Source organism: Enterococcus sp. C76 (assembly GCF_040886985.1).
GTDB classification, from domain to species: Bacteria; Bacillota; Bacilli; order Lactobacillales; family Enterococcaceae; genus Enterococcus_B; species Enterococcus_B lactis.
The window spans coordinates 120,279-146,844 of record NZ_JBFOEY010000003.1 but is presented as its reverse complement, the minus strand read 5'-3'; the positions used below and the strand labels follow the sequence as shown (position 1 = coordinate 146,844).

At 37.5% G+C, this 26,566-nt stretch carries 23 protein-coding genes; 4 read left to right on the top strand and 19 right to left on the bottom strand.

Annotation, left to right across the window (positions count from 1 at the left end):
- Positions 1–2 precede the first annotated feature (2 nt).
- The 5 genes from AB3I00_RS05405 to AB3I00_RS05385 all read right to left on the bottom strand — a co-directional run bounded on the left by AB3I00_RS05405 (position 3) and on the right by AB3I00_RS05385 (position 4,751).
- Entirely contained in the window at positions 3–1,868 is a 1,866-nt protein-coding gene (locus tag AB3I00_RS05405; RefSeq protein ID WP_024636118.1) for a beta-glucoside-specific PTS transporter subunit IIABC, read from the bottom strand.
- A gap of 121 nt (positions 1,869–1,989) precedes the next feature.
- Positions 1,990–2,841, bottom strand: coding sequence for a BglG family transcription antiterminator LicT (gene licT, locus AB3I00_RS05400; protein ID WP_002291144.1), 852 nt, complete (start codon positions 2,839–2,841; stop codon positions 1,990–1,992).
- A 308-nt stretch (positions 2,842–3,149) separates the two neighbouring features.
- Entirely contained in the window at positions 3,150–3,863 is a 714-nt protein-coding gene (locus AB3I00_RS05395; RefSeq protein WP_038398462.1) for a class A sortase, read from the bottom strand.
- A gap of 67 nt (positions 3,864–3,930) precedes the next feature.
- Positions 3,931–4,257, bottom strand: coding sequence for a nucleotide pyrophosphohydrolase (locus tag AB3I00_RS05390; RefSeq protein ID WP_002291148.1), 327 nt, complete (start codon positions 4,255–4,257; stop codon positions 3,931–3,933).
- 122 nt (positions 4,258–4,379) lie between these two features.
- Complete coding sequence (locus AB3I00_RS05385) at positions 4,380–4,751, bottom strand: helix-turn-helix domain-containing protein (RefSeq protein ID WP_070770432.1); 372 nt, start codon at positions 4,749–4,751, stop codon at positions 4,380–4,382.
- 274 nt (positions 4,752–5,025) lie between these two features.
- On the opposite strand from AB3I00_RS05385, the gene AB3I00_RS05380 reads away from it, so the two are divergent.
- Entirely contained in the window at positions 5,026–6,210 is a 1,185-nt protein-coding gene (locus AB3I00_RS05380; protein ID WP_104764134.1) for an MFS transporter, read from the top strand.
- Between the two features lie 52 nt (positions 6,211–6,262).
- Here AB3I00_RS05380 and AB3I00_RS05375 read toward each other — a convergent pair whose 3' ends face one another.
- The 5 genes from AB3I00_RS05375 to AB3I00_RS05355 form a co-directional block, all read right to left on the bottom strand.
- Positions 6,263–6,625, bottom strand: a complete 363-nt coding sequence (locus AB3I00_RS05375; protein WP_002339072.1) for a DUF1048 domain-containing protein — start codon at positions 6,623–6,625, stop codon at positions 6,263–6,265.
- Positions 6,615–6,950 carry a PadR family transcriptional regulator gene (locus AB3I00_RS05370; protein ID WP_002308273.1) on the bottom strand — a complete coding sequence of 112 codons (336 nt, stop codon included), beginning with the start codon at positions 6,948–6,950 and terminating at the stop codon, positions 6,615–6,617. Before AB3I00_RS05370 ends, AB3I00_RS05375 begins: the two co-directional genes overlap by 11 nt.
- 74 nt (positions 6,951–7,024) lie before the next feature.
- Positions 7,025–7,780 (bottom strand): ABC transporter permease, encoded by a 756-nt coding sequence (locus AB3I00_RS05365; RefSeq protein WP_104764135.1) that lies wholly within the window; start codon positions 7,778–7,780, stop codon positions 7,025–7,027.
- Positions 7,777–8,703, bottom strand: coding sequence for an ATP-binding cassette domain-containing protein (locus AB3I00_RS05360; protein ID WP_070770436.1), 927 nt, complete (start codon positions 8,701–8,703; stop codon positions 7,777–7,779). The genes AB3I00_RS05365 and AB3I00_RS05360 overlap by 4 nt, the downstream gene beginning before the upstream one ends.
- A 228-nt stretch (positions 8,704–8,931) precedes the next feature.
- Positions 8,932–10,185 carry a GHKL domain-containing protein gene (locus AB3I00_RS05355; RefSeq protein WP_104764136.1) on the bottom strand — a complete coding sequence of 418 codons (1,254 nt, stop codon included), beginning with the start codon at positions 10,183–10,185 and terminating at the stop codon, positions 8,932–8,934.
- A gap of 60 nt (positions 10,186–10,245) precedes the next feature.
- Here AB3I00_RS05355 and AB3I00_RS05350 point away from each other — a divergent pair, with 60 nt between their 5' ends.
- The gene (locus AB3I00_RS05350) at positions 10,246–10,986 is read left to right on the top strand and encodes a LytTR family DNA-binding domain-containing protein (protein ID WP_070770438.1); all 741 of its coding nucleotides are present in this window, start codon (positions 10,246–10,248) and stop codon (positions 10,984–10,986) included.
- A gap of 85 nt (positions 10,987–11,071) precedes the next feature.
- On the opposite strand, the gene AB3I00_RS05345 is transcribed toward AB3I00_RS05350, so the two are convergent.
- The 5 genes from AB3I00_RS05345 to AB3I00_RS05325 all read right to left on the bottom strand — a co-directional run bounded on the left by AB3I00_RS05345 (position 11,072) and on the right by AB3I00_RS05325 (position 19,340).
- A complete protein-coding gene (locus AB3I00_RS05345) occupies positions 11,072–11,830 on the bottom strand; it encodes a WxL domain-containing protein (protein ID WP_010724408.1) in 759 nt (252 codons plus the stop codon).
- On the bottom strand, positions 11,827–12,855 hold the full coding sequence (locus AB3I00_RS05340; RefSeq protein ID WP_368024868.1) for a DUF916 and DUF3324 domain-containing protein: 1,029 nt from the start codon (positions 12,853–12,855) through the stop codon (positions 11,827–11,829). The genes AB3I00_RS05345 and AB3I00_RS05340 overlap by 4 nt, the downstream gene beginning before the upstream one ends.
- A gap of 19 nt (positions 12,856–12,874) precedes the next feature.
- Entirely contained in the window at positions 12,875–16,042 is a 3,168-nt protein-coding gene (locus AB3I00_RS05335) for an Ig-like domain-containing protein (protein WP_368024866.1), read from the bottom strand.
- A 223-nt stretch (positions 16,043–16,265) separates the two neighbouring features.
- Positions 16,266–17,150: a diacylglycerol kinase family protein gene (locus tag AB3I00_RS05330; protein ID WP_002340946.1), complete on the bottom strand. Its 885-nt coding sequence runs from the start codon at positions 17,148–17,150 to the stop codon at positions 16,266–16,268.
- Between the two features lie 96 nt (positions 17,151–17,246).
- Entirely contained in the window at positions 17,247–19,340 is a 2,094-nt protein-coding gene (locus tag AB3I00_RS05325; RefSeq protein ID WP_368024864.1) for a VWA domain-containing protein, read from the bottom strand.
- 159 nt (positions 19,341–19,499) lie between these two features.
- Between AB3I00_RS05325 and AB3I00_RS05320 the strand changes: the two genes are divergently transcribed.
- Complete coding sequence (locus AB3I00_RS05320) at positions 19,500–21,014, top strand: helix-turn-helix domain-containing protein (protein ID WP_368024863.1); 1,515 nt, start codon at positions 19,500–19,502, stop codon at positions 21,012–21,014.
- Positions 21,015–21,081: 67 nt separating this feature from the next.
- Here the strand turns inward: AB3I00_RS05320 and AB3I00_RS05315 are convergent, their stop codons facing one another.
- From AB3I00_RS05315 to AB3I00_RS05300, 4 genes are all read right to left on the bottom strand, one after another.
- Positions 21,082–21,450 (bottom strand): hypothetical protein, encoded by a 369-nt coding sequence (locus AB3I00_RS05315; RefSeq protein ID WP_070770442.1) that lies wholly within the window; start codon positions 21,448–21,450, stop codon positions 21,082–21,084.
- Between the two features lie 315 nt (positions 21,451–21,765).
- A complete protein-coding gene (locus AB3I00_RS05310) occupies positions 21,766–22,677 on the bottom strand; it encodes a peptidylprolyl isomerase (RefSeq protein WP_024634852.1) in 912 nt (303 codons plus the stop codon).
- Between the two features lie 379 nt (positions 22,678–23,056).
- The gene (locus AB3I00_RS05305; protein ID WP_368024862.1) at positions 23,057–23,695 is read right to left on the bottom strand and encodes an ABC transporter ATP-binding protein; all 639 of its coding nucleotides are present in this window, start codon (positions 23,693–23,695) and stop codon (positions 23,057–23,059) included.
- A 3-nt stretch (positions 23,696–23,698) separates the two neighbouring features.
- On the bottom strand, positions 23,699–25,735 hold the full coding sequence (locus tag AB3I00_RS05300) for a DUF1430 domain-containing protein (RefSeq protein WP_368024861.1): 2,037 nt from the start codon (positions 25,733–25,735) through the stop codon (positions 23,699–23,701).
- Positions 25,736–25,861: 126 nt separating this feature from the next.
- On the opposite strand from AB3I00_RS05300, the gene AB3I00_RS05295 reads away from it, so the two are divergent.
- Positions 25,862–26,527: a helix-turn-helix domain-containing protein gene (locus AB3I00_RS05295; protein ID WP_368024860.1), complete on the top strand. Its 666-nt coding sequence runs from the start codon at positions 25,862–25,864 to the stop codon at positions 26,525–26,527.
- Positions 26,528–26,566 lie beyond the last annotated feature (39 nt).

The following is a 26,566-nucleotide window of genomic DNA, read 5'->3' as shown; positions in this document are numbered from 1 at the left end:
CCTTATTTTACAATTGCTAGAACATCTTCATTCGCAATAATCTCTTTTTGGTCTAATTCAAGTATATCGGCAAATGCATCGGTATTCGTAATGACAACCGGTGTGATCACACTATAGCCAGCTGCTTTGATTGCTTCAATGTCAAAACGGATCAATAAATCTCCTGCTTTGACGAGGTCCCCTTGTTTGACTAAGATTTCAAAACCATTCCCATTTAATTCTACCGTATCCATCCCGATATGAATCAAAATCTCCGCTCCGTCAGTCGTTGTGATCCCTACAGCATGTCCAGTTGGAAAAATAGTCGTAATCTCTCCATCTGCCGGGGCAACAAGTTCCCCTACTTCTGGATCAATAGCGATACCTTTTCCCATCGCGCCAGAAGAAAAAACTTTGTCTGGCACTTCACTCAGTGGCAGTACTTTACCCGTTAAAGGACTCTTTAAGGTATGCCGTGCTGAAGTAATCGGTTCTCCTGCATTTGCATGTTTGTTTTCTAATTGATTGTCTTGTGTTTGTTCGTCAAATCCTAAAATCAGCGTACCTACAAATGCTAGAACAAAAGCGATTCCTGTAGCTATTACTGCTACTGTCACATTTGACTCTACACCATCTACCGTACTAATGAAGGTCGGAATCGTTAATAAGCTGACCAAACTGCTGGAGAAAGCTTTTACTCCAGAAAATCCGATAATAGCTCCTCCGATCCCTCCAGAAACACACGCTGCAATGAATGGTTTCTTCAACGGTAGCGTCACACCATACACAGTTGGTTCAGTGATCCCAAATAACGAAGTCACTGTAGAAGAAATCCCTAATGCTCGAAGCTTCGTATTTTTTGTTCGTAACGCTACAGCTAAAGCAGCGCCACCTTGTGCCAAGATGGCTGGAAGAAGCATTGGCATCAATACATCAAACCCATATTGTTCGATATTCAAAAACATGATCGGTACGAAGCCCCAATGCATGCCGAACATTACGAATACTTGCCATAAACTTCCCATGATCAGACCTGCTACGATTGGACTAAATCCATAAATCGAGTTGAAGAGACCGCCTAAAGCATTACCGGCCACCGTCCCGATTGGTCCTAAAGCAAGAAATGTCAACGGAACCATCACTACTAAAACGACAAGCGGAACTAAAATCATTTGCAAAAATTGCGGAATCACTTTTTTTACGAATGGCTCTAATTTACTTTGCACCCATACTGCTAGAATGATTGGTATGACAGAAGAAGTATAACCAGATGGCGAAAGAATCACTGGGATCCCAAAGAAACTGATAGCTTCTCCCGCACCAGCAACTGCTGTGATAGCTGGGTACACAAGTGCCATAGCAATTGCTACTGCTAAAAACTGGTTGGCTTTGAACTTTTTAGCTGCTGTAAAAGCAAGCATGACAGGTAAGAAGGTAAAGACACCATCTGCTGCAGCAAACAATATTTGATAAGTACCGCTATCAGCTGTCAGCCAGCCCATCACCGTTGCCAATGACAAGAATCCTTTCAATACCCCGGCGGCTGCCATCGCCCCTAGAAAAGGTGTAAATATGCTAGAAATGATATCAATTAGACGATTCAAAATATTTTTGGACTCTTCTTTTCCATCCTCCGAAACTGCAAGACCTTCCTCATCCACGATCGATTGATAAACATCTGCTACATTACTGCCAATCACTACTTGATACTGACCGCCACTTTGGACGACTTGGATCACGTCTGGGTCTTCTTTTAACTTTTGCGTATCTGCTAAGGATTCATCTTTTAATCTGAACCGCAAACGCGTAGCACAATGTACTAAACTTTTGACATTCTTTTGTCCTCCTACCGCTTCCCATACACGACGACCAACTGCTTGATTATCCATTGTTTTTTCCTTCTTTCTTTTTTTATTTAAAAAATAAAAACCCAGATTGAAAAAAACAGTCACAAACATTCGTGAACCTATTTTTTCAATCCAGGTTTTGCCTGCCATACAGTAACAATCCTTATGATTGGATGCTTTTTTTCTCACTTACTACTCTTTGAATATGGATCGTTAAATAAATCTGCTCTGCGATTCCCATTTCCTGTTTTTGCGTTTGTCGAAGATACTCATTGATCCGTTCGACACAATGAAACGCTTTTGGATACTTTCCTTGAACTAATGCGTAGAGAAATTCATCTTGTTCGTCAGATCCTTCCCCTTTGAGATAACGCTGGGCAAAAAACTGTAGATGAGTAATGATACGCTGATAATTCAAAGATTCTTCATCGAACACGATGCCGAAGAATTTACTGATGATACTCAGTATATCTCTTACCATTGTGGTAGCGGTCATCGTCACTTGCATGTCTTCGTTTCCTTGTTGGCTATTCACAAAATGAAAGGCAATAAAACCGGCTTCATCCTCAGAAAGTTCCACACCAGTCTTTTGTTTCACGAACAAAAGAGCCTCTTTCGCTGCTTGATATTCTTTCGGATAAAATTTTTTTGTTTCAAATAATAATGGATTAGGCAGTTGGATATTTTCTTTTGCCCGTGTGATTGCATAATGAAGATGATCGGTCAATGTCAGATAAATATTAGGCGAAAATTCAACTTTTAGTTTATCTTCAGCCAGTTCGACTACTTGTTTGACCCATTCGATCTCCTCTGCCGGAATATCAGCCATCAGCTGTTGGAATTGGTTTTTAGCAAAAGAATCTCTTAACACAAATTCTTTTTGGACCGCTTCTGGCGAAATCTCGTCCCCAATCTTTTTTTGAAAAGCTAATCCTTTTCCCATACAAACGACTTCTTCCCCGAATCCATTTTTCGAAATGACGACATTGTTATTCAAAATTTTATCAATTTTCATTTTGCTTCGCCCTCTCAAGAAAAATAAAAAAACCTAGAATTCGCCTACTGTTTCTTAGCTGAATTCTGGTTTTGCCTGCCGTACAGTAACAATCCATTTCTTATTCAAAATCATCATACCATCGATTTTTTATTTATGCAAGCCTTTTCATATAAAAAATAAAGAAACTGGAACACAAGTCTATCTAGAAAACAACCAAATCAGAGATGCACCTCTTTGCGTTCCTCTTTTTTCAGCAAATCGGTTTTTCCTTATCGATTCATATCCTTTGGCTGTTTTTGATCTGTAACGACTTATGTCCCAGTATCCTAAAATGTTTTTGTCTCTAGATTGAAAGCAGTTCTCATATCATCGGTCGCATCCTTCATCGGTGTGACACTTTCCAGTTCTCCTTGTACAACGAGTCGCGTGACGGCATCCATGTCGCCACAAGTAATCAGCGTGACGATTTCTTTTCCCTCGACCTCGTTCAATAATTGTGTATCTGTAGGAGCAACTTTTTCTTTAAAAAATGTTTTATATGTATACACATTTTCTAAATCCGTCAAATAGATCTTGGCACCCATTTCCAAATTTTCCAGCGGTGTAAACAGCAATTCGGGATTTGTTGCACGATGGCTTGCTAAAGCATAGTTTCCTTTTCCCATCTCTTGATCTGGAGATAACGTTCCTGCACCGTAAAGCAGTGAAGTATTATCCAAGCCTTTGAAAATCGGTAAATTGATCGAAACAGAAGGTACTGCGATACTAGCAATCACTGGCAGATCTGTTCCGCTCATTTGTGACCTCATCACTCCTTCTGTTGTCATTGGTTCTACTGCGTCAAAGTCAAAACTGACATCTTTATCGTTATTCTTCTTCAAATCTTCTTTCGTTACATTCGCTATAGCATATCTGTCTCCTGTTAATCTGACAAGATAGTCTTTGATCTGTTCATTGAAAATCAAAGCTAGTCCTACTAATAACAAGAGGAACAAGAGGATATTGACTAGCCATCTTTTTGCTTTTCCTTTTTTCTTCATCTTCTCCCCCTCCAGTCTCATTTTACTGTTTTCCTTGTGCTCTTTCCAACAGCTGAATGACACATTTCTACAACTCTGTGTATTTTTTTCGTACACCTGCGCTTTTTTCTACAGGATATTTCAAATTATTTTTGATCAATTTTTCTTCAATGATCTCATCTAGATCCAATTGAAGATTGTCTGCCATCATGTATGAATAGATCAATACATCTGCCAGTTCTTCTTTGATTCGTTCTAATTGTGTTTCTTTTACTTCTTCCGGCGTTTTCCATTGAAAAAGTTCTAACAATTCAGATGCTTCCAAAGAAATAGAGATAGCCAAATCTTTTTCGTTATGAAACTGTCGCCAATTACGTTCATCTCTAAACTGGTTGACTTTTTCCATACTATTCATTTGCTTGCCTTCTTCCAATCATTTCTTACTTGATTAATCATACCATTTTTTTACATAAAAAATAGATGATGCTTTTTAAAAAACTCCTGTTTTCTTTTATTTAAAATAAATGTCATAGAAAATCAGTAATTTAGGTAGCCACCATGTGTATGCAGTAATGTGACTTCTTCCCCTGAGGCTTTTTGTTTTTCGATACGTTCTTCTCCCCAAACAGACATCGCTACTAGAATCTCTCTTAATGATTTTCCTTCTTCAGTGAGCGAGTATTCTACTTTAGGCGGGACTTGGTTATAGATTTTTCGATGGACAATACCATCTTGTTCTAACTCTCTTAACTGCTGGGTCAGCATTTTTTGTGTGATCGTAGGGATTTTCTTCCGTAATTCACCCGGGCGAATGGGACCATTACCTAAATGACATAAAATAATCGGTTTCCATTTTCCTCCGATGACTTCCAATGTTGCTTCGACGCCAATATGATAGATTCTTTCCATTTTTATCTCTCCTTAAAAAAGATACGCATCGTATCATAGCATGCTCCTTTCATTTTGTGAACTAACAAAGTCTCTTCCTCTGCGGTTTTTATACTTTGACCAAAAAAGGAACTATATTTTGAAAAAAACAAGAATTTTTTCAAATGCTGAAACGTTTGAAGGTTCACATTTGTTACCAAAAAGTGCCTATCATACAAAAAAGTCGGTACTTCACGAATGAAGGATGAAGGTCTATATTCTCTATTTGTCAGAAAAATTTGAGGAGGAAATAAAATTGAATAAAAAAATTTCACCAGTTTTTACGCTTATGGCTTTGGTAATCAATGCCTTTGCTATTGGATCTACAGAATTTATCAGCGTAGGGCTTATGCCTTTGATCGTTGATAGTTTTCATGTCAGTTTGGCTCAAGCAGGGCTGACGGTTTCTCTTTACGCGATTGGTGTGACAGTAGGCGCACCTTTACTCACTATTTTAACAGGAAAATGGAACCGTAAAATGCTGATGGCAGCAATCATGGTGGTTTTCATCATTGGGAATCTGCTGGCTGCTTTTTCTGGGGTATTTGTTTTATTGCTAGCTGGAAGAATCGTATCCGCACTTGCTCATGGGATTTTTATGTCTGTATCAAGTGTCATTGCCGCTGAAGTCGTCTCTCCTGACAAACGTGCAAGTGCGATTGCTGTCATGTTTACAGGACTAACGGTCGCAACCGTTACCGGTGTTCCTTTGGGGACATTCATCGGTCAGCAAACAAGCTGGCATATGACTTTTCTTTTTATTGCTTTCGTTGGAGCTATCGGTCTACTCGCCAATCTATTGCTCATCCCAAAAGATCTCCCAATACCAGGAGTTGTCGATCTGGGTGGGATTCTTCGGATAGCTAAAAATAAATTTTTAGTGGGCTCTTTTTTGATCACAGCTCTTGGGTACGGAGGAACATTTGCTGCTTATACCTATTTGACTCCGATTCTTGAAGACAAAATCGGTTATTCATCAGAAGCTGTCGTTATTTTGTTGATTATCTATGGCGTAATGGTCGCTATTGGTAATACAATCGGTGGTCATTTTTCGAACCGACGTCCATTAAAAGCTTTAGGTATCATGTTTATCTTGTTATCCTTATCTTTAGTATTTTTATTTGGAACGATTCTCAGCGGGAACTTGTTCTTTGCTACAGCAGCTACCTTTGTTCTAGGGCTATTTTCTTTTATGAATGTTCCGGGTCTACAATTATATGTTGTACAATTAGCTGAAACATATACACCGAAGGATATTACGCTTGCTTCTGCATTTAATATCTCTGCTTTCAACATTGGTATTGCATTCGGTTCTTTTGTTGGCGCACAAACGACTAAAACGATTGGTGTCACTTATGCTCCTTTATTTGGTGCTGTTATCGTTTTACTTGCTGTATTTTTAGTTTTCTGGTTACTGAATCAAGAAAAGAAAAACAAATAATCTTTCAAAATCAGTATGAAGGACTGTGACAAAAAACTTGTCACAGTTCCTTTTATAACTTTTCCATTTTTTTAGCGATCCGCTCATTCATTTTTCTTTTCAATTCATTGATTCTTGTCTTCGCCTGGATTTCATGTAACGTGTTTTCTGCAAATTGTCCTACGTCTTCTCCAACCAATTCTAAGACAGGAAGACCATTTGAAGCACCTTCTTCAAAAAAGTCAAGCAACTCATACATCGCTGACAACATATCCATCCCATCCCCTGCGGTAAATTCCCAAAGAAATTTTTGTATCTCATTGTAGACGATCTGATAGTCAGCAGGAAGTTTTTTCAGGCGAGCCATTTGTTCGCGATATTCCGCTTTGTCTTCCATCATTTTTTTGATATAGCCAACCAAATTTTTATTGCTCATTTTCTTTGTACTCCTTTAGTTTTTCGATTTGACCTGAAATAAAAGACCAGCGTTTCCAAAATAATTCTAATTCCTGCTTTCCAGCTTCATTCAAAGAATAAAATTTTCTCATGGGTCCTACAGAAGATTTTCTCTTCGTAACGGTAACTAATCCTTTCTTTTCCAATCTCAAAAGAATCGTATAGACAGTTCCTTCCACGATATCTTCAAACCCGTATTCCTGTAAATTTTTGGTGATTTCATATCCATAAGTCTCATGACGATCGATGATTTCCAGTATGATCCCTTCTAGGACTCCTTTTAACATTTCCGTAATTCCGTTCATTTTTTCACCTGTACTTTCGCTATATTCGCTTTCATCATATTTTGAAATCATTGACACGTCAATCATTTAAGCTGTTAATTTTGTTTTTTGCGATAAACGAAAACCGACAACCATTGAAAAACTACGATACTCCCAATGCTCCAAGCAAAAGCCGTCCATAAATCATCAGGTACTTTTCCAGCACTCATGAGTGAACGGAGTCCATTGATAATAGGGGTTATCGGCTGATAGTCAGCAAACCCTTGTAAAGCATGCGGCAGCGTTTCTGTAGGTACAAAGCCGGAACTGATAAATAAAAGCCCCATCAGCAAATAAGAGAAGACGCTAGCTGTTTCATTGCTTTTAGCAATGAGCCCAAAAAATACAGCAATCCATGACATAGCTAAGGTTACAAGTACTAAAAGCCCTAGTGCCAATAACCACTCGCCAATATCCGCTTTTGGCCGAAAACCAATCAAGACCCCACTGAATAAAACAAGAGCAACGGACAATAAATTAAACAGCATACTTGTGACAACATGACTGTTCAAAATAGCAGATTTAGCAATCGGCATAGAGTGGAATCGTTCAAAAATCCCAGTAGTCACATCATTATTCAAACGAAAAGCTGTATAAGCCACACCGCTCATGACTGTCATTAGCAAGATGGCTGGGAGAATGAACCCTTTATAGCTAGCCACAGATATGGTCATTGCTCCTCCTAATATATAAACAAACGCTAGCATGATCATGATTGGCATCACTACGACCGTAATAATCGTATCAGCGCTTCGCGTCATATGCTTCATCATTCTTCCTGTTAGTGTCATCGTGTCTTGGATCACGTTCATTTTTCTTCCTCCTTCGTCTGATTGATGATTGAGAAAAAGACATCATCTAATGTTGGTTGTTTTTGTGCAAATTCCAGAACTTCGATCTTGTTTTGCTGAAGTAAAGTAAGAATCTCTGTTACTTTTTGAACATCGTTGTCAGTCGGGATCGATAAAGACAATAATGCTTCGTTCTTTTCTCCGCCTACCAGTCGATATGCGGCTTGGAATGTTTCTTCTTCTGCAAAAGTCAGTTCGATCGTTCCTTGCGGTAAATATTTTTTGACCTCAGCTACACTTCCTTGAAGTGCAATCTTCCCTTGATCCAAAATAGCGATTTGATCCGCCAATTGATCTGCTTCTTCTAAATATTGTGTCGTCAAAAAGACAGTCACACCGGCTTTTCTCAAATTCCTGATCGTTTCCCATAAAGAAGCTCTTGCTTGTGGGTCCAGACCTGTTGTCGGCTCATCTAAAAACAAAACGGTCGGATCCCCCAACAAACTCATCGCTAAGTCCAGTTTTCTTCTCATCCCTCCGGAATACGTATGCACTGGGCGATCAGCTGCTTCATGTAAATCAAACGTGTGTAATAATTCATCAATCCGCTGCTTATGATCCTTCAAGTGGCGAAGCTTTCCAATAAGCACTAAATTTTCTCTACCAGTCAGCACATCATCTACTGCAGTAAATTGTCCCGTCAAACTAATCCGTTCACGGACTTGGGTTCCTTGTTTTGCCACATCGAAATGAGCAATACGGATCTGTCCTTTATCCGGTGTAAGCAAAGTAGCTAACATCTTGACGATCGTTGTTTTCCCCGCACCATTTGTACCTAGCAAAGCAAAAATGCTGCCTTCGTCAACTGTAAAACTCACACCATCTATCACTTTTTTTCCTGAGAAAGACTTGTATAAATCTGTCACAGTAATCATCTTTTCCATTGTTTTCCCTCTTTTCTTCCTATCTACTTAGTATCACGAAGTATACGAATATAGTATTACTAAGTAGCGGAAGTGTCAACTACTTTGTTTAACTATATAGCAAAACAAACAGAAGGGTGACAACGGTCACCACGCTTCTGTTTGTTTATGTTTATTTTTTGAATAAACTGTGTTGTTGAACTCCCTTTATATTTAATCTTTGTTCAAGCTGTTCTTCGCGATTTTAAGTCAGCAGACTGATTCACTGTTTCTGGTCGCCAGATACATTTCTACAAAGAAACAGTGATTCTGCTTTGAAAAATCGATTTTTAGTTCTGCATTTTCGTAAGCATCCAACATTTTTTTCGCACTGTATAGACCTAATCCGCCATTTTTTTTAGAGGTTTTACCTCTTTGGACCATTTCCGCTAGCGTCAAATTCGTCGGATTTGCCTTGTTCGCTATACTAAAACGTAATCCCTCTTTTTCTTCCAGCAGATTGATCGTAATCGGACTCTGATTGGCTACACGATGATCGAATGCGTTAGAAATAAAAATAGATAAACAGCGAATAAAAACAACCAGATCAATCGGGATGGTTTTCACTTCGACAGGAATAACTACTTGGATCGGGATTTTCTCCGATTCTGCTTTTTCTAGAAACTCTAAAAAGACGCCCCTAACAACTGGCGATAAAATCTTTGTCAGCTGTTGCTTTTGCGGTTCTTCCAAAATAGCTGCAGAATAGTTTTCTAAGATTTCTAAAAATTTCAATGTTTCTTTTTTGTTTTCCTGAATAGTACTTTTTAATGAAAACAACAAACTCTTATAATCATGTTTGAATTCTTCTAGATGATGGTAATATTCTTCGTTTATTTGATACAGTTGAAGTGATTCCTGATGCTGTCTTTCTTTTACTTGAAAGCTGATCAACATAATAGAAAAAAGCAACGAAAAAAAGCTGATCACAATCGATAAAAGGGACAAAAGCAGATAATCAGAGGAACGAAAATGTACACTTCCCAATACCAAGAAAATCACGATCCAACTTAATAAAATACACATACAGCCAAAATAATGCTCGGTTGGATAAGTAAAAAGCAAGTTGAGAAATTTCGTCCGTTTGTCTATACTTTTTACTAATAGGTAGAAAAGATATGCGACGAGCAGTGCAAGAATACTTGCTGTTCCGAGGTGTACTCTTCCTAAATAATTTAGCAAGTCAAAAACCAGAAAAAAGCTGAACCCAGTGATAGCAAAAAAAAGATTACTGATTAAACAGCTGATAAATAGGTTTTTCGTAGTAGAATAAAAGAGAAGCATTAATAATAAGCCAACTAAATAAGGAAAACTTACTTTAGGAATAGGAAGAAAAATTATCAGCGCCATCAAAGCTAAACAACCAAAGCTGATTTTTACTAGCAGCTGTTTCGAAAAGAATAAATAAATACCTAAATCTAAAATCAAAGTAAAGGTCAAATAAAGTGTCACTGTTGCGAACATCTTATTCCTCCATTGTTTTGTTTCATCATGTACACATATTTTTTTGATAGGAGCCTGCATATGAAAAAGTATTTTATCATAGAAGATAACCAGTTTCACAGCGAATGGATCATCAAAGAATTGGTCAATCATCATATCGAGAATATCGTGCAGCTCACTTCCATCTCCCAAATCAATCAGTTGATCCAGTTGGGCACTATTGATAATCACGATGTTTTCTTTATCGATATCGACTTGAAGCAATCACTCACAGGTATTGATGTTGCCGAACAAATACGTAAAAAAAATGCTCATAGCAATATCATTTTTTTCACCGCCTATACGAACTTTGCAGTAGATATCATCAACCGGAAAATCCTTCCGATTGGATATATCAGAAAAGACAGGAATTTATCTGAACAAATTCATCAAGTGCTAGAACAAATCAATTGGAAAGAACAGCAGATTGTAAATGTCGATAAAATCTTCATTGATCAAAAAGGCGGGAGTCTCGTCCTATATCCTCGGGAAATTTTATATATTGAAAGTATCAAAGGATTGAAAAATCAAGTTATGGTCAAAACAACGACAGAAGATAAACTAGTAAGTACTTCATTAAAACAGTTGAAGATAGAGTTAGAAAAATACACTTACTTTTTACTTTTAAAATCCTACTGTATCAACTTATCACAATTGCAGAAAATCGATTCTGCTCATTATGTGTTAGAATTTTTCAACGGTGATTCCTTACTCGTTGGTCGGAAAATCTTTGAAAAGACAAAGGAACGTTTCCATGATTTCCAGCAAACTGCTTCGAGCTGATGAATGAGAGCTGCGAAGTAAGCAGAGCAGATTTCAGGGAGTGGAGCCAACTAAAGGCCCACTCCCTGAAATCGTTGATATGATTTTACGCTTCCTCTTCTGTAGGCGCATCTGTTAACGACCATGTAAATGTTGAAACGTAGTTGTCTACGGCATAATTGGATACAGGAACAAATAATTCCACTGATTGTCTCCCTTGTTCCGCATTTTCCCCTAGTGAATAAATCCATGTGCCAATCCCTTCATTTGCCCCTGCAGTTACTAGATCTACTGCCTGATCTGCTGGGATCTCGATTCCTTCAGCGCCAGTTCCAGAAATGGTAGATGGGGTTCCACTGCTATTAGTTGCGCTATTTCGAATCACAGCATTTTTGAATTTCACCTTTGATCCAGTTAGTTTATTCGTATCAGATGTTGTTCCAATAAATTCTGTTCGTTTGACTGATAGTTTCCAACCGGCATAATTTCCGCTTTTATCCGTTACTTGTACGAAATTCTGTACTTGTGTTGGTGCCCCAGTACTGTCCGTTCCGCTTTGTAATGCAGCATATACTGTTTTTGCTGTGCCTAACTTGATTGTTCCGAAATCAAGATCTGGGGCTTGGTCAATCGTCAGTAATCCGGATGTTCCCTGATTTGGTTCATCAGGTGTAAATGGCGTATCGGGATCATTTGGATCAACAGGAGGAACCGGAACGACGTCTTCAGGATTTGCGGCATCTGGTTTTGTTACAGAAATCGTTCCTTCTGTAGTGGCTGAGCTCTTATTCTCAGCAAAAACACTTTGCGTATATAATAATAGACTTCCAGCTAGAACGGTACTTAATGCAATTGTTTTTTTCATTTCTTTTTCCTTCTTTCTTTTAAAATAAATAATCCAGCAAATAAGCCAATAAGAATGACTCCAACAAGTATCAGCCATCGCCAGTCAAATGTTTCTGGCTGATTTTTTAAATCAATATCCTTTTCATTCAATTGGTCCGCTGCATCATCAGTTATTTCAAAATCAGTATGAAGATTCCAGCGTTTTTCTTTCCAAGCACCCTTCACAACCGCTTGATAATGTCCCGGAGCTAATTTTTTTCCTTTTAATGGGACAAGTAAATCAAAATTTGTATTGGGTGCTACATCTATTTTTTCTTTTTTTATTGAAAGGTAAGGTTCTTTTGATTCTTTTTTGTAGATTTCAACCGATGTAGTCAAGCTGAACATATATGAAGCATTTGGATTTTGAAGATTCACCTTAATCACATTTCTTCCATCGCTTTGATCCGCATAAGCTTTTTTTAATTTCAAATCTGGGGAAGACTCTTTTTCGCTATTTCGAATCAAGATTGCTTTCACTTGAGAAAACTGATTGACGACACCAACTGTACTTTTGTTAGAAACGTTCTCTTTTTTTTCTTGAAACGTGATCCCTCCTGCGACCACACCAGCCAGCTCTTTTTCTGGAGCTTTCAGTGAAAGTGTCTCAGTGACCGCACTTTGAGGAGGAACAGTTATTTCTCCCACTGTTTTTGCTAAGTTTTTCATATCATAACTTAATGTTTCATCTAATTTACTTTTTGATTCTCCATATTCGATCACACCGTTTGAATTCGTCGTAGCAGAGTGGATCAATGTCTCAACTGTTACTGGTTTATCTGTTCGGTTAAAGACCGTGTAGGGGATTTCCTGTGTTTTCCCAGGCTCCATCCTTACATTTATATATGTTTTGTTCTTATCAATCTGATTAGCCGGCAATTCAAAATCTACCGCAAAATTGAATTCGGAGGCATGGACAGGTGTCTGCCAAAGGATGAATCCAAGGAGAAGGATCAGAAGTAAAGAGCAGTTGTTTCGATGACTTTTATTCCATATTCGATTCATCAATCATCCTCCTTGATCTTTATTCTGTCGGCGCATCTGCTAATGTCCATGTCATCTCTGCTGAGTAATCACCAGCTATCTGATTTTCTTTGGTTAAGACAAGTTTAAACGCCCGACCGTTATTTAAATATTCTGAATAATCTGCTTGCGCATTCGTAGAATTTTGTCCTTCGACAATTTCCAGTTCTTCTTCATTCACTAATTGATACTCCTCGCCTTTCTCGAAATAAAGGACATCCTGCATAGAAAATCCTGAATCGTTTGTAAAGGGCTGAGATAGTTTTATTGTTAAGCTCCATGGACTTTTTGTTTCTCGTTGGTCATAAATCCATAATTTTTCCTGCCCATCCATTTGGCCAAATGCTTCTTGCGTCAACCCAGTTGCTTTGATCTGTCCAAAATCGAGTTTGGAAGGGGCAAGAAATGAGAGACCACCTTCTACTACGATCTTCGCAGCAGGCGCAAAAGGCGGAGCATCATGATAGTCAACTGGCGTATCACTTGGATTGTGATTCCCGATTTCATCGTTGGTACTTGGCTTGTTCTGCACACCCTTAGCAGCAGCTTCTCCTGCTTGGTCGTTTAATACGATTTCTAATACGTCTCCTGCAAAAAGCTGATTTTCTGGGATAGAAAGAACAAATTTACCTGTATCATCAATAATGGTTTCTGACAAAACAGCTTGATTTTTTTTCAATGAAACTAAGGATCCTGCTTCGCCTGTACCTGTGATTGAGCGAGAAGCTGCATTGATCAATGTGGTACTTAATTTAGCAGGCTCAGGAGGAATGACATCGACTGTCGTTTTGGCAGAGTCCAGTTCTGTCACTTCTTGGCCGCCTCTTACTTTTTTAGCAGCAACAACTTGCACTTGATCCCCCGTTTTTAATCTCTCATCATTGGGTACTTGAACTTCGAACAAGCCGCCTTGTTCGCCTTCTCCCCATGGGTTATATCCTGCCCCTTCATTTTCATCTGTTTGTCCTTGCGTGAGAGCAGTAATTTCTACAGGTGATTTCGTCGTATCTGCGTAAGTAATACGTAAAGTCACTTCTACTTCGCCTGTCCAAGCATCTCTTGGCTTTGCCTCGACACCTTCGGGAACAACGACATGCCCATAGATTTTTTTATCTGCATTCGTTGGCACTCTTAAGGATTCAATCATCGGGAGCTGATTATTGGCACTGATTCGATTATAATTTTTCATTCCGGCACCTGTCTGAGCAAATTCATTTGTTAAACCTGCACTAGGGCTTGATACGAAATTGCCTAAGTCGGTCCCATTGATTGATAAGTCTGTCATATCAGAAAAATAATCCGGGTCTTTTTCAAAGTTATCGAATGTTGCGCCTGTTTTTCGCCATAAAGCGATTTCTGAATGGGCGATCTTTAAAGAAGAATCTCCATTTCCTTGGAATACCCAGCCGCCTATGCCATTGGTCTCGCTTCCAATCCGTTTGTTTTGGAAATCAAAATAGGTAGGAGATTCTAAGTCCACATTCAACACATCCCCACTGATGATGCCGGTCTTATCTTCCCCTGTTTTCCCAACCATGACTAAATAAGTTTTTTCACCTGCCGTAAAATTTAAATCAATATCTCCAGTTGTATCTACAGTTGCTCCGGAATCTGCGCGTATATCGATATTTGATTTTTCTCCAGTGACTGTAAAATCAGCTGAACCTGGACTTTCTAGAAAACCAGAAGCGTCATAAAATTGGATTGCTTGGTTTCCTTGATTGAGTCTGTTCACGTAAGATTTGCCATCCCCTGCATTTCTCACCCTCAATGAACCTCCATTGGTTACTGTCAGCTTTTGCGTACCGTTCTCAAAACGAACTGCGCTGGAACGTCCACTCTGCTTATCGATGTCGATAACTGATCCGGCTCCTTCTACGATCAAAGAAAGGCCTTTTCCTACAAAACGCATCCCATTGTTCCCGGGTTGATCGTCATCTCCAGCCATTTTGACCGAGATTTGACCACCACTTGATACATGGATTTGACTAGAATCTCCTTGCAAACGAAATCCGCCAGTAGTTGCTGTATTGATGGTGATTTTTCCACCATTCGATACAGCGACTTTCGATCCTGAACCCCTCATTTGGATGATTCCGCGATTGTTGTCGTTGGTAATATTGATCTTTGTATTTACCGAAAATTCGCTTCCCGAACCACTGACTTCAAACGTGACATTACCAGGTAGCGTATCGACTGCCTCTCCTTCATCGCTAACGCCATCTGCCCGATCATAATCAAGAGAGACCTTTGAACCGCTTAAGATATGGATTCCTGGCGCTGTTTTTCCACTACCAGTCTCATCTCCTGAATCTAGAAAACCGTAGAATTTCCCTAGATACGGTCCATAAAGTTGACTACCATTGATCACATTCAATTGATAGCTTCTACAAAAATAGGCTTTACCCGGAGCGGCATTCAGTCCTTCCTTCACTGGTTGGACATCCAACACACCGGAAACACCATCTAATGTGACAGTTGCACGAGGAGCGTAAATCAGTCCTAATTTGGACCCATCATACAAATCAAGTGTCCCGGTAAATTTTATTTCTCCCGTAAAATGATATCTACTTCCCCAAAAATCGGTCATATAAGCAATGATAATGGCATTTCCATCGATATTTGGTGTCAATCCACCTGGATGTGCAGCTGTTCCTTTAAAATTCTGGAACTCGATCGACTGAGGTATCTCATTGATATAAATATGGTGTGTGCCGAAATTGTGAGCGAATCCACCAAAATCAATAACGATATCTCGTTTGATCTCTAATTCCCTGTCTAAAGTCAAAGGCTGAGTCAGTCGGATCTTAGTTACTGATTCGTCTGCGAGAAGCTGCGCCAGTTCTTCTGTTGTGGCAGCTTCGCTGTACCCATCCGCTGAAACAGCTCTTGCCAGTGCCGCTTCACTGCTATCAGACGTTTGTTCAGCTACTTCTGAGGTCTCACTTGTCTTATTTTCTTCTTGCCTTTTATTAGTAGAAGCCTCACTTTGAGATTCTGTAGTTTCAGAAGTAATCGATTCTTCTGAAAAAGTAGTCTTGTCAAAACTTTGATTCTCTGATTGCGTTGATTCGTTTGTTTTCTCTACATCGGCAAAAACGGATGTCACCATCAAGAGAGGGAAGACAAACAAAATCGACGCAATCAGCTTTTTTACACATTGATTCATTCTCCACCATCCTCTCTGACGTTTTGACAATTTTATTTTATCGTTTTAATCTATTTCCAATTGTACTTTCATATTTAAAATATGTATTTTTATGGAAAAATTTTTCTATTAGGTGTAAATTTCTTTTTTGTACAAAAAAAAGGCTGTGACAAAAGTCTTGTCACAGTCCCTTATCCCGAACAAGCGGTGTTCTCCCGCCAACTCCTCGGTCACAACCTCCATTTTAACAATAAACCTGTAAATGTGAGGGCAATACTTTGATATTTACAGGTAATTTGTCCCCTTCATCACCATCAACATTCGTCGTCAATTCTTCCTCATCAGCTAATGACACAACTAATTGCTCACAAGTAAGGTAGGCTAGATTTTTCGTTGATTCATCTACTCCTTTTAATAGGTCTGGCAATGTTTTAAGCGTATCGATCAAAGAAGAATCTTTTAAATAAACTAAATGGAGCTTACCATCATCCACTTTTGCATTTGGAAGCAATGTCTCAAATCCGCCAACTGAGTTAGTTAGTCCTATCAGTAGGGTACTACTCTCAATCTCTTCCTTCTTTCCATCAACTTCTACGTGAAACGAGTAGGATTGTGTGGAAGCTAACTGTTTGATTCCTGACATGAAATAAGCTAGTTTTCCGAATTTCGTCTTCTTCTCCGCATCTACATCATTGATTGCTTCAGGAATAGAGCCAATTGCAACGACATTCATAAAATAGTCATCATTTATTTTTCCAATATCCAATGGTTTGACTGATTCAATCGAAAAATGATTGATCGCTTCCTCAGGTTCTAGCGGTATCCCTAATGCTCGAGCCAAATCATTCACCGTACCTAATGGGAAAAAGCCGAAATTTGGCCGATGTTCTTGTTCAGCGATTCCACTGATTCCTTCGTTGACTGTTCCGTCTCCGCCCATGACAAATACACTATGATACCCTTCCACAGCCGCCTCGCGAGTAAAGTTTTTTGCATCTCCTGCTTTTTTTGTATGCAAGACGACCACTTCATCAAACACCGACTCCAATTTTGCTATCGCTAATTGCTCAAATTCCTTTGCTTGTTCACCGCCTGAGCTGGGGTTTACCACTAATAAAACTTTTTTCATCACTTTCTTTCCCTTCTCATTGATTTCTTTAATATAACGATAGCATAAAGAAAAAAATTAGGCTGTGATGAAGTATCGCTTTAATGTTTCTTATGATTAGTTTCTACGCTTGATAAGTACATATCCACTAGTGACTACTGCCAACAGACCAATAATTGTGAGTATAACAGAGCTCTTCTTATTTTCATTAGTTTTAGGCAATTGCTTATCAGGACCGTTAGACGAGTCTTGAGATGCAATAATTATTTGCTTATCTGTTGTGCTTGGTTCTGTCATACTTGGCTCTGCCGTACTTGGCTCTGTCGTACTTGACTCTGTCGTACTTGGCTCTGTCGTACTTGGCTCTGTCGTACTTGGCTCTGTCGTACTTGGCTCTGTCGTACTTGGCTCTGTCGTACTTGGCTCTGTCGTACTTGGCTCTGTCGTACTTGGCTCTGTCGTACTTGGCTCTGTTTCTTCTAATGTATTGATAATCGTGAAACTGTTTCTATCACTTATCACCTCATACGTGAATCCATCCGGCACGTCTATCTCATCTACACTATAAATAAAATTCTCACCGTTATTATTGTAAAGAGGCAAACTAGAGGAAATACTTGCAATGGGTACCTGATAGACTGAAGTTGCATAATCCTCTTCTTTAGATAACGTCAGTGGGTCTGAGGTGATCCAGCTTTCATTATTGGTAACAGTTTGTCGTTTGATGACATATTGGATAGAAGTTGGTATATGATTAGTTTCTATATTCTTCCACTGTTTCTTGATATTCAATTTTACAGTAGGTGCCTTGATTGATGGTATAGGAAAATCGAGAAGTTCTCCATTGTTCAAAGGATCAAGAGTCGTCCGTCCATTACACAAATACCATGTTTCACCTTTGAAGGCTTCTGCTTCCGTAGCTAATCGTATTTGATACGTAAAAGTGATTTTTTCATTTTTTCCCAATGTAAGATGATTTAGTTTGATGATCTGCCCGTTCTCAGTCACTTCAGTCTTCCCTAGAACAGTTTCATCCGCTTGCCATTCTCCGTTTTCTTCTTTACTCCAACCTTGCAGCTGATAATATGAAGGACCAAATGCCCCAGTTCCCTGCAGCAAGATATCTTTCCCCATTGGATCAGTAACTGTACCATTAACAATTGTTTTATCCATTCCATTCGCAATTTCCTTCAATGCATTTCCAAGGCCAGTCAGATTCTCATCAATCGATAAATAATTATTTGGGGAAGAAGCTAGATTTCTGCCTATATATTCGCCTCGCGATGAAGGAGCTGTTGCTACAGAATAACATTTGATTCCTGCATTTTTTATCGAAATGATTGTTCCTAATGTCGCATCATTGATAAGAGAACTGCTTACAGAAACCGCATTTGGATCTGTCGAACTACCGCTTGTTTGATATTTTTCTGAGTCCGTTTGGAATTCTGTGACATATTGATCCGTATGGTACCCGTTATAATCCACAATTTCTCCTGAATTATGAAATACTTGTGCAGTTTCTTTAGGGAGATAACTTCGATTAGCACTGTCATCTCCGATATGCACCAACATTTTTTCTGCTTCTGGTCTGCTCTTTTCTTCTAAAAGTGATTGGCCTTCCAGCAATCCTTTTTGCATGAATGTTCCCGTATGACTTTCAGCTGTATTTCTCAAAAAATACTCCAGTTGATTGATATCTGTCAAAAAATCATCTGTTGAATAAACAAAGCGATTATATGCCACGATTCCAATACGGATGTTCCCACTTTCTAAGGAATCATCAAGTTCTTCACCAAATTCTTGTAAGCCTTTTAGTGCGTTTGATAATTTTTCGCCCGTCATCGAAGAAGAATAGTCAATGACCATTACTAGGTCAATTGGTTTTTTTAATTGATTTCCCTTGATAGCTAATGTTACATCGAATAATCCTTGTATTCCTTCTGCCTTTTTTACAGATTTTTTTACAAATGCGCTGTTTTCATAATTTATATAATCTTCTTCATCAAAATTTGCTTCAGGTGCATTCCCATAGTCATAGTTATACGTATCGCCTTCTTTTACCCCATTTGTCAAAAATTCCCCTTCTGCGTTGTTTTGATAATGAAAAGCATTTGTTTCGGCAAATGTGTCTCCCCCAAAAAACACTGCAACTAAACTAAACACTATCATCAACATGCTAGCCAGGTTCGTTTTAGTTATTCTATTACACATCTTTATTCAATCTCCTCCCTTTTATTCACTATTAGAAGTCAGTATAGAGGATTTCTAGTACTTTAACAGACAATAAATCGTACAATTAAAGTACAAAATGGTACAAAACATATGCTATGATTTACAATAATAGAATATATGTAGCGAGGAGTCTAAATAATGGAGGTATTTCATTCTTTTTTTGGCAATGAAACAAAGAAAGAACTAGAACTGTTAAAGCTTTTATACAAGAACAAACGATTCATGGGAACAGAAGAAATCAGTGAATGTCTAAAAATGGATCGACGCTCAGTCTATAAATATTATGATTTGTTGTTGAACAAACCCTATATGACAAAGAAAGAACATATGGCAGTTTTATCAGTTAAGCATGGACAAGGCTATAAATTCAATGGCTCGAAAAAAGACTATAAGATCCTATCAAGACAAGTCCTTCAATCGAATCCTTTTTTTGAATTGCTTGAGACTCTCTTACTTGATAATGAGATCATCATCGCAAAATTCGCCTATGATAATTTTGTTTCTGAATCAAGTGTTCGGAAAAGAATGCATGAGTTAGCATCTCTGCTTGAACCCATGGACTTTTCCTTGAAGAAATCAAAAGGTACCGTTCACTTAATCGGTAAAGAGATGCGTATACGCTTCTTTATGGTGGCTTTTTTTTGGCGGGTCTTTTCTGGCTTGCATTGGCCTTTTACGGGTATATCTCAAAGAAAATGTGAAAAGATCGTCACGGAAATCTACCATGAATGTCAGATTACTGTTAACACAATCGAATTAAAACTTTCCTGTTATGTATTGGCTGTGACGATTCTAAGAACACGCAAAGGTTTGAAGATCGATGAGGAAATACATTCTGTCGTTGATCGATTCCCTTTTGTCAAACAGCCAGTATCACCATCAGATATGAAGAATATGCAATCTATTAAAAATATATTAGCGGAAAAATTAAGTGCCCATTACCATTTAGATAGATCAAATATCGAATTTATTTTTTTATGGCTGTATTCACGTGCTGATTTCCATCAAAAAAACATAAATACTGACTGTTTGGCTGATATCGATACTCATAGAAATGATAGCACTCTAATAGAAAAAATCATGTCACTTTATCCGCAATTAATAAAAAAAACCGATACTGGATTGGTTGATGAAGAAAAGAAAAGAATGATTTTTGTGACATTATATACAGGTATCCTCTCTGTAGAAATGTTTGGAAAAATGGACTATTCCTTAACTGGTTATAATCTAAAAGAATATTTATCTCTCAAATTCACCGGTTTGTTACAACAATCGGAAGAATTAGTGAAGAGAAACAAGATCTATTCGAAAGAACCAGATAAACAAGATGGATTATCCTTACATGTAGCGGTTGCTTGGTCTATGGTCGCCAGACCTATCAGTTTCTCAAACAAAATAAAAATAAAAGTTGAAACCGACTTACCTTTTACGATTGAGCAAGGGATCATTGAACGAATCCAGACTACTTTCCAAAGCTATTATCCAATTGAGGTCAGCCATTCCCTGAAAGAAGAGAATTATGATTTTTGTTTGAGTACCACGCCAATCACAGAATTAGAAGGATCTACCGAAACTTTATTGATCAACGCACAAGTTACTTTATCAGATTTACTGGCTATACAGAAAAAACTAGATACACTTATCCCATCATAAAAGTTGTTTTGCTTACAAAAATTCAATTCATACTATCGATTCACTCAAAAAATCCTGACCCACTCATCTAAACTTTGCTAGGTGGGTCAGAATTCTTAAAACGATAAAACATAAAAACAACCAAAATGAGAACACTCAATACAGCAAAATAAGAACGAAAAGGTAATATTATTTGATAGACACCTAACAAACTGAAAATTTTAGGTGGCAGATAAAAGCACAAAAATAGCAGGAGAATGTAATAGCGTCTCTTCCAATTTTTGTTGTCAAACCTCATAGCGATAAGAGGAATACCAAATGCATAACTGAAAAACTCTTGATGTATCGTTAACGTTTCATGGCCTTGAATAATAAATGCTACAATCCCTGCTATAATCAGGGTGCCTAACACCAAAACGGAAAATCGATGAATATATTTTATATACAAATGATTCATTGTACTTCCTGCCTTTTTATTTGTGTGAAAAACCAATCCTTATACGTGAATAACTTCTAGAAATAAAAGAAATTTGCAAAATCACTCCATTTATCTACTTATACGTATATTTTTTGATATCGTTTTCTTTATTTAAGATTATACAGAGAAATATCTAGGGTGGCTATCTTGAATTCCAACTAAAACAAAGAATTGTTTAAATAAAAAAAACTAAATCAAGTAGTAATGAAACTACTGTTGATTTAGTTCTAATAAAAAGATTTAGATGAACAGTTTTATTGGTTTAAATAGTTCATACTTTTTTATTTATTCTGCTTATTTACTACTTGCTGTACTGGAATCTGAAGTGAATGTACTCAAAACATTTTCAAAGTCTTTGTCTTTGATTTTTACATTAGCGTCTTTCAATACTTCGCCAATCACTTTATTCTGGAAGGTACTGTCACTTAATTTTGTGTCTGTCGCGATTTCTTTCAATTCTTTTTTGTATTTATCCATGTCGTTGCCTTTATTTTGGTTTTTCACCATTTTGACCACGTAGTATTCTGTCGCGTAAGTTGAGGTATTAGTAGAAGTGATCACATCAGAAACTTGACCGTCTTTCAACTTGAAAGCTGCTTCTTTGACTTCTGTTGGAACCGTTGTAGTAGTGGAATCAAATTTTACTTTTCCGCCATCTTCTTTTGTCGTAGTATCAGTTGACTTGTCTTTAGCTAATTTAGAGAAATCGTCTCCCTTATCAGCAGCTTTCTTCACATCTTTTGCATCGTTTTCACTTGCTACTTGGATGATTTGAGCTTCTACTTCTGGATGGAAAGTTTTCCAAGCCGTTTTTAGATCTTCATCAGTCAATTTGATATGCTTCTTTAGACCTTCTTGGAAGGCTAAGCTTTGTTTGATACTGTCTTTGAATGTTTCTTCAGTGTAACCTGCAGTTTTCAATTGTGAATCAAATGAATCACCCAATTGTTTCTTTGTTTGATCATATTGGGAATCGACTTCTTTAGTTGATACGTCATCTCCGTATTTGTCTTCAAATACTTGATAAACGATCAACTGTTGCACAGTGGAATCTGCTCCTTGCATTTTTTTCAAGCTATCCATTACTTCTTGTTCGCTGATTGTGCCGCCTTTATAACTAACGGCTGTTTTTTCACCAGCATTCGTACAGCCTGACAATAAACCAGCGCCTAGTACGATGGCAAGTGCTAAAAATCTTTTCTTCATTTATTTGTTCTCCTACTTTCGTTTTTTGCGAATTGCTAAAAACAAAGGTGCTCAAGATGAGAAACATCTAGAACACCTCTACTAATCTGCTTGATACGGCCTGAATAGATAGAAGTCTATACCATCCAGAAAGTTCGCTCAGCAGAATAAATGTCAAGTAGCATATCACACCTTAATATACTACTTCTTTTGTTATCGTTTTTCAAGTCTATCTTGCGTTATGCTTTTGGCAAAACTGTGAATCCTTAGAACAAGTGCTATCATTTTTGTTCTTTCTTTACCGCTGTTGTCATCTTAAAAATAGACTCTTTTATGTCCGATTTTTCAGACATTTTTTTGTTGTTTTTATTGGAAAAAAGGTTGTTTTTTCATTTGTTTCCTAAAGCATGATCTTCTTGTTTCGTATTTTGGACAGATATGGATCATGCGTGACCACGATAACTAACGTACCTTGGGAAGCCTGTTGCGATAAGATTTCAACGACTTGCTCCTTATGTCGTTTATCTAATGATCCAGTTGGTTCATCGGCTAAAATGATTTTGCTATTCTTCAATAAGACTCTCGCACAGGCGATTCTTTGCTTCTCACCACCAGATAATGTGTAGACAGGCGTACTTAGCTTCTTGTTTATATTTACTTTTTTCAATGCCTCATATTTTGCTGTTCGTTTATCCGAAGCATTTAAATTCGAAAACTTCAATCCAATATCTAAATTAAAATCGATCGTTTCATATTCAATCAACCCAAAATCTTGAAAAAGAAAAGATATGGTATTTCTTTTTATCAAGCGCTTCTCTCTTCCAGTTAATTGTTTCGTCTCTTGATCGAACAAATAGAATTGTCCTGAACTGAACCGATCATTCAATCCTAATATATTCAATAACGTACTTTTACCTGCTCCGCTCTCTCCAACTACAGTCACAAGATCCCCAGCATCCGCAGTAAAATGATCCAAATGAAGAATCGTTTTGTTTCGAATGATTTTTTTCGCACCTTTTATCACTATCAACGGCTCCAATTGTTAACCTCCATTCATCAACAATAACTGACTTTTCTTTTCTGTAGACAAAATAAAAACAACTGAAAGAATAGAATCAATGAAACTAAAGAAAATAATATTAAAAAGATATTTAGGCTCTCTTTCTATAAGAAAAAGGAAGATTACACTTGTCGTTCCCCATTTGATGAGGTTCATCATGAAGAAATTTTTATACGTTTCAAAGAGCGCATAACCACTTGAACGAAAGATAGCGATTTTCCGACAATTGTAGACAAAATATATGCATAACATGACATAGCTCAACAAGAAGAAAGAAAAGAAAGTGAGTAAAAATATCTGTATCAAGTAATGAAATGATCTGCTTAACACTTTGACAGCTATCTCTTCAGTCTGAGGATACGGAAATGATAACTGCAAGTTATCACGTAACTGACTTTCTTCAATCAGCTCAAATAACCTTTCTTTCGACAAAGAGCCTATCTTGATCTTTAACGGTGGATAGATTTCTCCGCTGAGAATATTCCTTTCCCAATACGTACTGTTTTTCAATGTCAGTATTTCAACAACCGGATAATGTTCGATCCATGGGATAGAAGGAATAAATGTATAAATGGGTTGATTGTTTTTTATAAATAGAAATTTCGGTTCTTTTTCACTGATTTCTTGATAATATTCTGTTATTTTAGCTAGGTCATCTTTTAAATCTGTATATCTATATCGTTCAGGGATCAATATAACAGGGTGTGTTTCTTCTTCGGTTATTTGGATCAACCTTCCAGAGACATCAACCAAAGGAAATTTCTTAAGATAATTTAGATTTATTTTTATCCCTCTGCCAAACTGTTCGTTTTCTTCATTCAAGTAATCTGATACATTGACTAATATACTTCCGTTTTTATTCAAAGTTTCATATAATTCCTGATCTGCTGCTGATGCAAAACGATTGGAATAAATAAAATCCACATGGTTTTTCCCGATCGTTACTGGATAAAACACATGATAGTCTTCATCAGCGATTTCTTTTGGCGGTTCATGGGAAACAGCTAACTGTGAAGAAGAAAAAACGATAGTTGCTAATTCGACATTGGCAACGGTCAAAAGAAGAGAAAACAACAATCCAAATGTAAAAAGAATGTATTGGATATAGTTGAACGCTTCTCTTAACGAAGCGATTTTTTCAACTAATAAAAGAGAAAACAAAGAGATACCATATATTCCGCTGAACAAGAAAACGTACATCTGGAACAAATAAAGAAATTGCTCCTTATAATACATAAAAATAAAACCACCAATAATTCCTGCAATTATGAATGTAGTAATGATTTTCTTTTTCCCCAATAAACACCACAATACTTGATGTAATGAAAAGCCATTATTCAACAATAAACTGATTTCTTTATTCATCAATAAGAAAAAGGATGGTAACAAAAGGAATAAAAGAATCAACCCAATAGTTAAATACACTCGATAATTATATACGTCTGTACTTGAAATAACCGAATACAGATAGCTATTTTCAAAATCTTCAAAAACATCAGTCGCATAACCAGTGTGAAATGCTTGATTGAATCGTTCCACAAATAGTGAAATGAACCGTTCATAGTCTTCTTTTTCTCTCGTCATCAAGAAAAATTCACCTTCAAAATCTTTTATTTTGATCGATTCTTCAATGGACATTACGTGAAAGGAGGTATTAGAATAGGGTACCTTCTCGTGAGAAGATTTGACATTCCCTTGATAATACAATGTCATTTCAAGCTTTGGCTGTATCTTGAAGTTCCAAGATGTATCTACTTCATTGGATTCATTTACTGTTTTTTTCATATAAGAAAGCTCAGTTTCTGAAGATACATTTTCAAATACCATGATTAACTGCTCATATTCTTCTCGCTCAATAAAATGTTGTGGCAATCGAATCGGAGTATAAGCATCTGTTTGGTGGAAAAATTCATTTGTCCGATAGAGTACCTGTTTATTTATACTAACTAAGGCAAAACCAATCATGATACCGGTCACTATGATTGTGAGTAAAACTGTGAACTTTTTTTTGATTATCACCACTCTCCTTTCCTTAAAACTATTCTTTGATAAAATCATACCGTTTTTCATCAAAAAAACGTATCTATCAAGTGTATAGGTCATGTAGAATAAATCTATATACTGTAGAATCGAAAGGAGAAGAAGATGAACATCGGAGAAAAAATACGAACTTACCGCAGAAATTGTAACCTTACGCAAAAAGAATTAGGCGAAAAAATCGGTGTTTCCGATAAAACGATTTCTAGTTGGGAAAATTCTCGTACAATGCCAGATCTTGAAATGCTGTCACTTTTACATCAGACTTTAGATCTGCCGATTGATTTTCCTTCTATTGAGCCAACTGCCGAATCAATAGAACCAACATTGTCGGATGAACCTCTTGTTATCAAGAAATCTTATTCATCAAAACAATCCTTATCACTCAAAAAGACACTATCTTTCTTTCTGCTCGTCTTATGTTTGGTCTATCTTTTTCTTATCAATTATCAATACAAAAATGAAACGGTTGATCGATTCAACCCTTTTTTGAAACCACAAATCGGCTATACCACACTCCCTGTAGGATACGTAGACAATTCCATCGAACATTGGGTATGTAATGATATCTTTGGTCATGGTACGTGGCTGTCTTTTCACGCTGGCGAGGTAGAAAATGGTAAGAATCATGCTGTAATCAAACACAAAGGAAAACACGTCATGAACGTTCGCCTGCTCTCTTGGGAAGCCATTCCCTCAGATTATCAAGAGATTCTCAGCCAAAACTATGACGACGCCTTAAAAAGAACCCCTCAGGAGCCAGATAGGCATTAAGTAGGAGATGAACGTAGAGATAGCAAAATCAATGCACAT

Excerpts from the sequence above, each read along its gene's own strand:
- AB3I00_RS05405 (WP_024636118.1), bottom strand. The coding sequence starts at position 1,868 with ATGGATAATCAAGCAGTTGGTCGTCGTGTATGGGAAGCGGTAGGAGGA.
- licT (WP_002291144.1), bottom strand. The coding sequence starts at position 2,841 with ATGAAAATTGATAAAATTTTGAATAACAATGTCGTCATTTCGAAAAAT.
- AB3I00_RS05395 (WP_038398462.1), bottom strand. The coding sequence starts at position 3,863 with ATGAAGAAAAAAGGAAAAGCAAAAAGATGGCTAGTCAATATCCTCTTG.
- AB3I00_RS05390 (WP_002291148.1), bottom strand. The coding sequence starts at position 4,257 with ATGAATAGTATGGAAAAAGTCAACCAGTTTAGAGATGAACGTAATTGG.
- AB3I00_RS05385 (WP_070770432.1), bottom strand. The coding sequence starts at position 4,751 with ATGGAAAGAATCTATCATATTGGCGTCGAAGCAACATTGGAAGTCATC.
- AB3I00_RS05375 (WP_002339072.1), bottom strand. The coding sequence starts at position 6,625 with ATGAGCAATAAAAATTTGGTTGGCTATATCAAAAAAATGATGGAAGAC.
- AB3I00_RS05370 (WP_002308273.1), bottom strand. The coding sequence starts at position 6,950 with ATGAACGGAATTACGGAAATGTTAAAAGGAGTCCTAGAAGGGATCATA.
- AB3I00_RS05365 (WP_104764135.1), bottom strand. The coding sequence starts at position 7,780 with ATGAACGTGATCCAAGACACGATGACACTAACAGGAAGAATGATGAAG.
- AB3I00_RS05360 (WP_070770436.1), bottom strand. The coding sequence starts at position 8,703 with ATGGAAAAGATGATTACTGTGACAGATTTATACAAGTCTTTCTCAGGA.
- AB3I00_RS05355 (WP_104764136.1), bottom strand. The coding sequence starts at position 10,185 with ATGTTCGCAACAGTGACACTTTATTTGACCTTTACTTTGATTTTAGAT.
- AB3I00_RS05350 (WP_070770438.1), top strand. The coding sequence starts at position 10,246 with ATGAAAAAGTATTTTATCATAGAAGATAACCAGTTTCACAGCGAATGG.
- AB3I00_RS05345 (WP_010724408.1), bottom strand. The coding sequence starts at position 11,830 with ATGAAAAAAACAATTGCATTAAGTACCGTTCTAGCTGGAAGTCTATTA.
- AB3I00_RS05340 (WP_368024868.1), bottom strand. The coding sequence starts at position 12,855 with ATGAATCGAATATGGAATAAAAGTCATCGAAACAACTGCTCTTTACTT.
- AB3I00_RS05335 (WP_368024866.1), bottom strand. The coding sequence starts at position 16,042 with ATGAATCAATGTGTAAAAAAGCTGATTGCGTCGATTTTGTTTGTCTTC.
- AB3I00_RS05330 (WP_002340946.1), bottom strand. The coding sequence starts at position 17,150 with ATGAAAAAAGTTTTATTAGTGGTAAACCCCAGCTCAGGCGGTGAACAA.
- AB3I00_RS05325 (WP_368024864.1), bottom strand. The coding sequence starts at position 19,340 with ATGTGTAATAGAATAACTAAAACGAACCTGGCTAGCATGTTGATGATA.
- AB3I00_RS05320 (WP_368024863.1), top strand. The coding sequence starts at position 19,500 with ATGGAGGTATTTCATTCTTTTTTTGGCAATGAAACAAAGAAAGAACTA.
- AB3I00_RS05315 (WP_070770442.1), bottom strand. The coding sequence starts at position 21,450 with ATGAATCATTTGTATATAAAATATATTCATCGATTTTCCGTTTTGGTG.
- AB3I00_RS05310 (WP_024634852.1), bottom strand. The coding sequence starts at position 22,677 with ATGAAGAAAAGATTTTTAGCACTTGCCATCGTACTAGGCGCTGGTTTA.
- AB3I00_RS05295 (WP_368024860.1), top strand. The coding sequence starts at position 25,862 with ATGAACATCGGAGAAAAAATACGAACTTACCGCAGAAATTGTAACCTT.